The organism is Xanthomonas sp. SHU 199 (genome assembly GCF_000364665.1).
Taxonomy (GTDB): Bacteria; Pseudomonadota; Gammaproteobacteria; order Xanthomonadales; family Xanthomonadaceae; genus Xanthomonas_A; species Xanthomonas_A sontii.
In genome coordinates this window covers 1-6,993 of the sequence record NZ_AQOI01000719.1, presented here as the reverse complement: position 1 = coordinate 6,993, position 6,993 = coordinate 1, and the positions used below count along the sequence as shown (strand labels likewise).

Sequence of the window (6,993 nt, the reverse complement as noted above, 5' to 3'; positions counted from 1 at the left end):
GCGCGCTCGGACGCCGAAGCCACCGCGCGTTCGGCGCAGGCCGACGTGCACCGCAGCGCGGCGCTGCGCGGCCAGGCCACCGCGGCACAGGCGCAGGCGGTGGCATCGGTGGAACAGGCGCAGGCCGCGCTCGACCTGGCCGAGCTGGATCTGCAGCGCACCCAGGTCCGCGCCACCGCCGACGGCTACATCACCAATCTGGAAGTGCGCGTCGGCGACTACGCCCAGGCCGGCAGTGCGCGCCTGGCGCTGGTGCGCGACGATGCGATGTGGGTCTACGGCTATTTCGAGGAAACCAAGCTGCCGCGGGTCCACGTCGGCGACCGCGCCGACATCCGCCTGATGAGCGGCGGGCTGATGCTGCACGGCCAGGTCGAGGGCATCGCCCGCGGCATTTCCGACAGCGACAATCCGACCGGCACCTCGCTGCTGGCCAACGTCAGCCCCACCTTCAACTGGATCCGCCTGGCGCAGCGCGTGCCGGTGCGCATCCGCATCGATCCGGCCAGCGTGCCGCAGGGCACCCTGCTCGCTGCGGGCATGACCGCCACGGTCAGCGTGCATCCGCGGGAAAACTGATGCCGCACCTATGGGGCCTCCAGCGATCAGGCAAGCTCACGTGTAGGATCGGTTTTCGGGGCAGCTCCAACAACGACGAAACGTCATTTGCAGGAGCGGCTTCAGCCGCGACGCGCATTCCTGCTACACCGCGTCGCGGCTGAAGCCGCGCCCACACGTTGCAAGGACAGATCCCGCCGAGCCGCGGCAACAACGGGTTGCCAGTGGCGCGCTCGCAGCGGCAGCAGACGCCTACCGCAGCAAACCAGCACAGCGCAGGCCTTGCATCTGCGCGCATGTTGTCGCCGCGGTCACCGCAGTCCTCAGTCCTTGGCCTGCCGATTGACGCCGAGGAAGCGCCCGGCGATCACCGCATAGCCGCTGCGCGACACCGTGCTGCCTGGGTCGAAGTAGGCATGCAGGGTCGGCTGCAGGTCCTGCGGCCCCTGGGTCACCGCGAAGCGCGCGTTGAGGATGCCGGCATCCAGCGCCAGCTGCACATAGCCGCGCAGGTTGCTCGGGATCGCCGCCACGTCCTCGATCGGCAGGCGCTGGTTGTTGTAGCTCACCGACAGGGTGCCGTCGAAGGCCAGCGCCTGCGTCTGCAGGCCCAGCGCCTGCACCAGCGAATACGCCAACTGCAGTTTGCTGACGGCGTCGTTGGGACGGAAATCGCCGGCGACCAGCCCCAGCACCGCGGCCTGGTTCTGCTGCAGGTCGCGCAGCACTCCGCCCTTGCCCACCGCCGCCTCGGCGAACGGATAGGCCGGGTCGTTGCGGCCGAGCCCGCTGAAGCTGGGCGTGGCCGGCAGCGCCTGGCGCACGCCGGCGCCCATCACCAGATAGCGCGCCAACTCCGCGCGCTTGAGCGGATTCTGCGGACGGAACAAGCCGTCGGCGTAACCGTCGATCAGGCGGTTGGCGACCGCGTACTCCACCGCGCCGCGATCGCGATCGCCGCTGGCGACGTCGTTGAGGCCGGTGTAGCCGCCGCTGCGCAGGAAATCCAGGGTGCCGCGCACCGTGCCCGGGGCCGCGATGCCGTTGCTGCCCTTGGGCGCCACCGGCACGCCGCTGATCGAGCCGATGCCGCGCACACTGATGGTCCAGGTGCCCGGCTTGCCCGGCGCACCGACACTGACCGTGCTGCCCAGCAACGGCAACGCCACCGGCGAGCCGTGGCTGACGCCGTCCGGATCGGTCAGCACCAGCGCCTGGGTGTTGGCGTCGATGGTGGCCTTGGCGCTGACCCAGGCGACGTCCTTGCCGACGGTGAACGCCTGCGTTTGCGGCGTACCCACCGGCGAGAACGCCACCTCGAACGGCTGGCTGCCGCCGGGCAGCACCAGCGCATTGCTGTAGAACGGATGCAGGGAATTGACCGTCTTGCCGAAGCCGCTGCGCTTCTTGCTCGCTTCCAACAGCGCGGCATAGGCATTCACGTAGCCCGCGCCAGCCTCCCAGTACGTGCGCCCGGGGATGTTGGTGGCGGTGCGTTCGAGCAGGTCCTTGACCTGGTCCGGAGTCAGGTCCGGGTTGGCCTCCAGCAGCAGCGCGACGATGCCGGCCACGTGCGGGGTGGCCATCGAGGTACCGCTCATGGTGGTGTAGAACGGCAGTTGCGCCGGCGCGATCAGCTTGCTGTCCTTGTCCGCGGCCAACGGCGGCAGCGCGCCGGTGGAATCGCGGGTGGAGACGATGTCCACGCCGGGCGCGGTGATCGTCGGCTCGTTGAGATAGGTCCAGGTCTTGCCGTCGGCCATGGTGAAGCTGCCGCTCTCGCCGCGCTTGCCGCGCGAGGAGAAGTCAGCCAGCGTGCCGTCCTTCTCGCCCGCGGCCACCGAGATCACCCACGGCGCCTGCGCGTACGGATTGTGGGTGTCCTCGTTGGGGCCGTCGTTGCCGGCGGCGAACACGCTGACGATGCCGCGCTTGTACAGCTCGTAGGTGGCGACGTTGACCGGATTCTGCGGATCGAACTTGCCGGAGGAGCCCCAGGAATTGCTGGTGACGCGGATCGGATCCTTGAAGCTGAACTGATGCGTGGCCGCATAATCCAGACCGCCGACCGCGTCCAGGATCAGCAGCACCGCGCCGGATCCGTAGCCGACCAGACTGGCGCCGGTCGCCACGCCGCGATAGGCGCCGTTGGACTGCGCGCCGGTGCCGCCGACCGTGCCGGCGCAGTGCGTGCCATGGCCGGAGCCGAGGTCGGTATTGGGCACGCCCTCCGCATAGGTGATCGGCAGCATCGCATCGACGTTGGCCAGGTTGGTGGTGCCCAGCACGTTCTGCACGACGCGGGTGCCGTAGGCGAGATCGCGATGGGTGGCATCGATGCCGGAATCGTTGATCATCACCCCGACGCCGCGGCCGCTGTAGGGCAGCGCGCGGCCGAAATCGCCGGGATTGCCCTGCGCGCGGTCCACGCCGGTCAGCTCGCGCGCTTCCTTGTTGAAATAGCGCAGCGGTGCGTTGTAGTAGATCGAGGCGACGTCGTCGCGCTGCGCCAGCGCTCGGATCTCGGCCGGCGTGGCCAGCGCGCCGGCGATCGGCAGCGTGCGCATGGTGATCCCGCGGGTGATGCCCAGCGCATGCAGCGCGGTGAGCTGCGAGGCCGAGACCGGCCCGGACTGATCGTAGGTGATCACGATCTGCAGTGCGTCGCCGGCCGGCGCAGCGGCGAGCTTGGCTTCCAGTACCTGGTCGAGATGGGCGGCGGCCAGGGCGTCGCCGCCGGCGAACACACCGCCGGCGAGGACGGCGCAGATACCGACGGCAAGAACGGGACGGCGAATGGACATTGCGGAATCTCCGGATCGTCGAAGCCCGTAGCGGGCGGTCACCGCAGCGTGCCGGGCGCGCCGATGCGCGGCCAATCCGGTATCGCACCCAGGCCGGCCGGGTGGAAACACTCAGCCGCGGCGCATGCAACTACCTCGGGATTGGAGGGTGCGCTCCCCTGTCGCCGCTCGCGGCAGTCGGCACTGCACGGCGAGCCACACGCCAGGGCATGCCACCCGATCCAGCGAACACCGCGGCTGGAACGGCAACAGAGTGCATTGCAGGCAGAGGGCGCCGACATGCGGCAAAAACAGGGTGCGGGAGCGGCGTGCCCGATCCGGCGCATCGGCGCGCGGTGCGGCCGAAAGGAATGCGGGACGTGCGGGGCCCATTCCGATTCCCGGACGCCATTCCGGGGAGCGGTGGAACCCCGCACGTCCAGCACGGGGGATCGCGGTGGCTGCCGACCACGCCGCCGAACGGCGACAGCGTGATCGAAGGCAACCGCGAAAACGTCAACGACAGCAGTCGATCGGACGGCGCTTCGCTTCGTCGAAGAACGATGGCCTCCGGACTGCATCGCAAGCACCGACACGGCGGTCGACTGCGCTTGCAGCGGATCGGGCGGACGCTGGCGTCCGCCCGATCCGGTCACTTCTTGCTGGCTTCGCGCAACGCCGAGTAAGCGTTGAGATAACCGGCGCCGACTTCCCAGGAGGCACGTCCCGCCATCGGTGTGGCGGTACGCTCGATCAGGTCCTTGACTTGGTCCGGGGTCAGGTTCGGATTGGCCTCCAGCACCAGCGCCACCACACCCGCCACATGCGGCGTGGCCATCGAGGTGCCGCTCATGGTGGTGTAGAACGGCAGCTGCGCCGGCGCGATCAGCTTTTCGTCCTTCTGCGCGGCCAGCGGCGGCAACAGGCCGGTGGAGGCGCGGGTGGAGATGATGTCCACGCCCGGCGCGGTGATGCTGGGCTGGTTGATGTGGGTCCAGCTCTTGCCGTCGGCGGTGGTGAAGGTATCGCGCTCGCCGGCCTTGCCGCGCGAGGAGAAGTCGGCCAGCGTGCCGTCGACATTGCCGGCGGCGACCGAGATCACCCACGGCGCCTGCGCATACGGGTTGTGGGTGTCCTCCTTGGGACCGTCGTTGCCGGCGGCGAACACGCTGACGATGCCGCGCTTGTACAGCTCGTAGGTGGCGACGTTGACCGGGTCGGCCGGGTCGAACTTGCCGGAGGAGCCCCAGGAGTTGCTGACGACGCGGATCGGATCCTTGAAGCTGTTCTGGTGCGAGGCCGCGTAGTCCAGGCCGCCCACCGCATCCAGCACCAGCAGCACACCGCTGGAACCATAGCCGACCAGGCTGGCGCCGGTCGCCACGCCGCGGTACTTGCCGCCGGACTGCGCGCCGCTGCCGCCGACCGTGCCGGCACAGTGGGTACCATGGCCGGAACCGGCGTCGGTGTTCGGCACGCCCTCCAGGTAGGTGACCGGCAGCATCGAGTTCAGATTGTGCAGGTTGGTGTTGGCCAGCACGTTCTGCACCACGCGGTCGCCATAGGCCAGGTCGCGGTGGCTGGCATCGATGCCCGAGTCGTTGATCAGCACGCCGACGCCGCGGCCGGTGTACGGCACGGTGCGGCCGAAGTCGCCCGGATTGCTCTGCGCGCGGTCGACCCCGGTGGCCTGGCGCGCGTCCTGGTTGAAGTAGCGCAGCGGGGCGTTGTAGTAGATCGAAGCGACGTCGTCGCGCTCGGCCAGCGCCAGGATCTCTTCCGGCGTGGCCAGCGCACCGGCGATCGGCAGGGTCTGCATGCTGACGCCGCGGGTGATGCCCAGGTCGTGCAACACGGTCAGCTGCGCCGCCGAGACCGGCTTGGACTGCTTGTAGGTGATGACGATCTGCAACTCGTCGGTCAGCGGCGTGCTGGCCAGCTTGGACTCCAGCAGGCTGTCCAGATGCGCGGCAGCTTCGGCCTTGCCGCCAGCGAAGACGCCGCTGGCGAGCACGGCGCAAATGCCGATGGCGAGTGCGGGACGACGGATGGGCATCTGGAATCTCCGGTTGGTGGGCCCGGGACGGGCGGGTGACTGCAGCCTGACGCGGCCGCGCGGTGGCGCCTATCCGGGATCGCCCCTACCCCGCATGGGTGGAAACACCCAGGGCCGCGTGCATCGCCCGTACGGATCGGTATGATCGGGACGAAGGCCGCTGCCGCGCGCCGCGGTGCCGGGCGGAACGCAGGCGCGGTGCACAGTGCCGGCACATGCAACAGGGGGTTTCAGATGCACACGATGTTCGCAAGGGTTTGCCTGCTGTTCTGCGCCGTCGCGGCGTGCGGCGGGCTCGCCGCGCAACCGCTGCCGGTGCAGGTGGACGTGAGCGGCAATGTGGCGACGGCGGCCATCGGCGCCGGCCCGCACCCGCTCGCGGAACTGACGCTGGAGTTCGACAACGCCAGCGGCCTCAGCCCGGCCAACCTCGGTCTGAGCGCAGAACTGCTGACCCCGGCCCAGGTCACGGCCTTGCTGCCGCGGCTGCCCAGCACGCAAACCGGCCAGGTGCCGTCGCAGTTGCCGCTGCTGATCACGGTGACACCGCCACCGAGCGGCGGCCTGACGTTCCGGCGCGTCGTGCATGTGGAGCTGCACACCCATGCGCTGGCCTATACCGCCGACAGCACCCTGCGCCTGTTCAAGGCCCCGGAGGGCGGCGATTTCCGCGACATCACCGATGAGATCGCCCCGGGCAGCGTCCGCGCCCGCGGCACCACCGGCGGCTTCTCGCAGTTCATCGTGCTCCACGACCTGCGCCCGACCGCCAACGTGGTGGCCGCCAAGCTGAGCCGGCTGCAGGCGCTGGTGGCGCAGCTGCCCGCCAACGAGGCGGCGCCGCTGGCCGCCATGCTGAACAGCGTACAGAGCGCCCTGGCCAATGCCGACTACACCGCCGCCACAGTCGCGCTGGACGGGTTCCGCGAGCAGGTGTCGTCGCGCGCCGGCCACGGCATCGCGCAAACCTGGAACGCCGGCATGAGCGCAGGCAACCCCGCCGGCGAACTGCTGGCCGGCGCCGCGACGCTGCGCTTCTCCATCGACTACCAACGTCTCTACGCGCCTTGAGCGCTGCGGGACCGGTCGCACCCAGCGCGACGGAGGACACGCCGCGATGCCCGCGCGCCTGACTGCCTACCTGCCCGACGCGCCGGCACCGACGCTGCTGCTCGCCGCCGGGCAGACCCTGGCGATCGGCCGCGCGGCCGACAACGCGCTGGCGCTGGAACACCCTTCGGTGTCGCGCTGGCACGCGCAACTGCAGCCGCAGGCCGAAGGCCACTGGCAGTTGCACGACCTGGGCAGCAAGAACGGCAGCTTCCGCGATGGCGTGCGGGTGGCCGCGCCGATCGCGCTGGAGACCGCGACCTGGCTGCGCTTTGGCGACATCTACGCCGAGTTCGCCCCGCTCAGCCCGGCCGATGCGGAACTGGCCGAACGCCGCCAGCGCGCCCGCTGCGATCGCGCCACCGCCCTCACCCAAGGGCTCGCCCAGATCGGCGGACTCGACGATCTGCTCGGCGCCAGCCTGGACGCGGTGGTCGAACTGGCCCAGGCCGAACGCGGCCTGCTGGTTCTGGCCGATTCGCACGG

The 6,993-nt window shown here is 70.0% G+C and carries 5 protein-coding genes; 3 read left to right on the top strand and 2 right to left on the bottom strand.

Annotated features, from left to right (window positions below; all coding sequences use genetic code 11):
• The coding region (locus tag D183_RS0120150; protein ID WP_017910589.1) for an efflux RND transporter periplasmic adaptor subunit at positions 1–579 on the top strand (579 nt) is incomplete at its 5' end.
• Positions 580–881: 302 nt separating this feature from the next.
• Here the strand turns inward: D183_RS0120150 and D183_RS0120145 are convergent.
• Positions 882–3,362, bottom strand: a complete 2,481-nt coding sequence (locus D183_RS0120145; protein WP_026144695.1) for a S8 family serine peptidase — start codon at positions 3,360–3,362, stop codon at positions 882–884.
• A gap of 631 nt (positions 3,363–3,993) precedes the next feature.
• Positions 3,994–5,397 (bottom strand): S8 family serine peptidase, encoded by a 1,404-nt coding sequence (locus D183_RS0120140; RefSeq protein ID WP_017910587.1) that lies wholly within the window; start codon positions 5,395–5,397, stop codon positions 3,994–3,996.
• Positions 5,398–5,640: 243 nt separating this feature from the next.
• Between D183_RS0120140 and D183_RS0120135 the strand changes: the two genes are divergently transcribed.
• Positions 5,641–6,468: a DUF6689 family protein gene (locus D183_RS0120135; RefSeq protein WP_232757331.1), complete on the top strand. Its 828-nt coding sequence runs from the start codon at positions 5,641–5,643 to the stop codon at positions 6,466–6,468.
• Positions 6,469–6,514: 46 nt separating this feature from the next.
• On the top strand, positions 6,515–6,993 hold a 479-nt coding region (locus D183_RS27080; protein WP_017910585.1), incomplete at its 3' end, for an FHA domain-containing protein.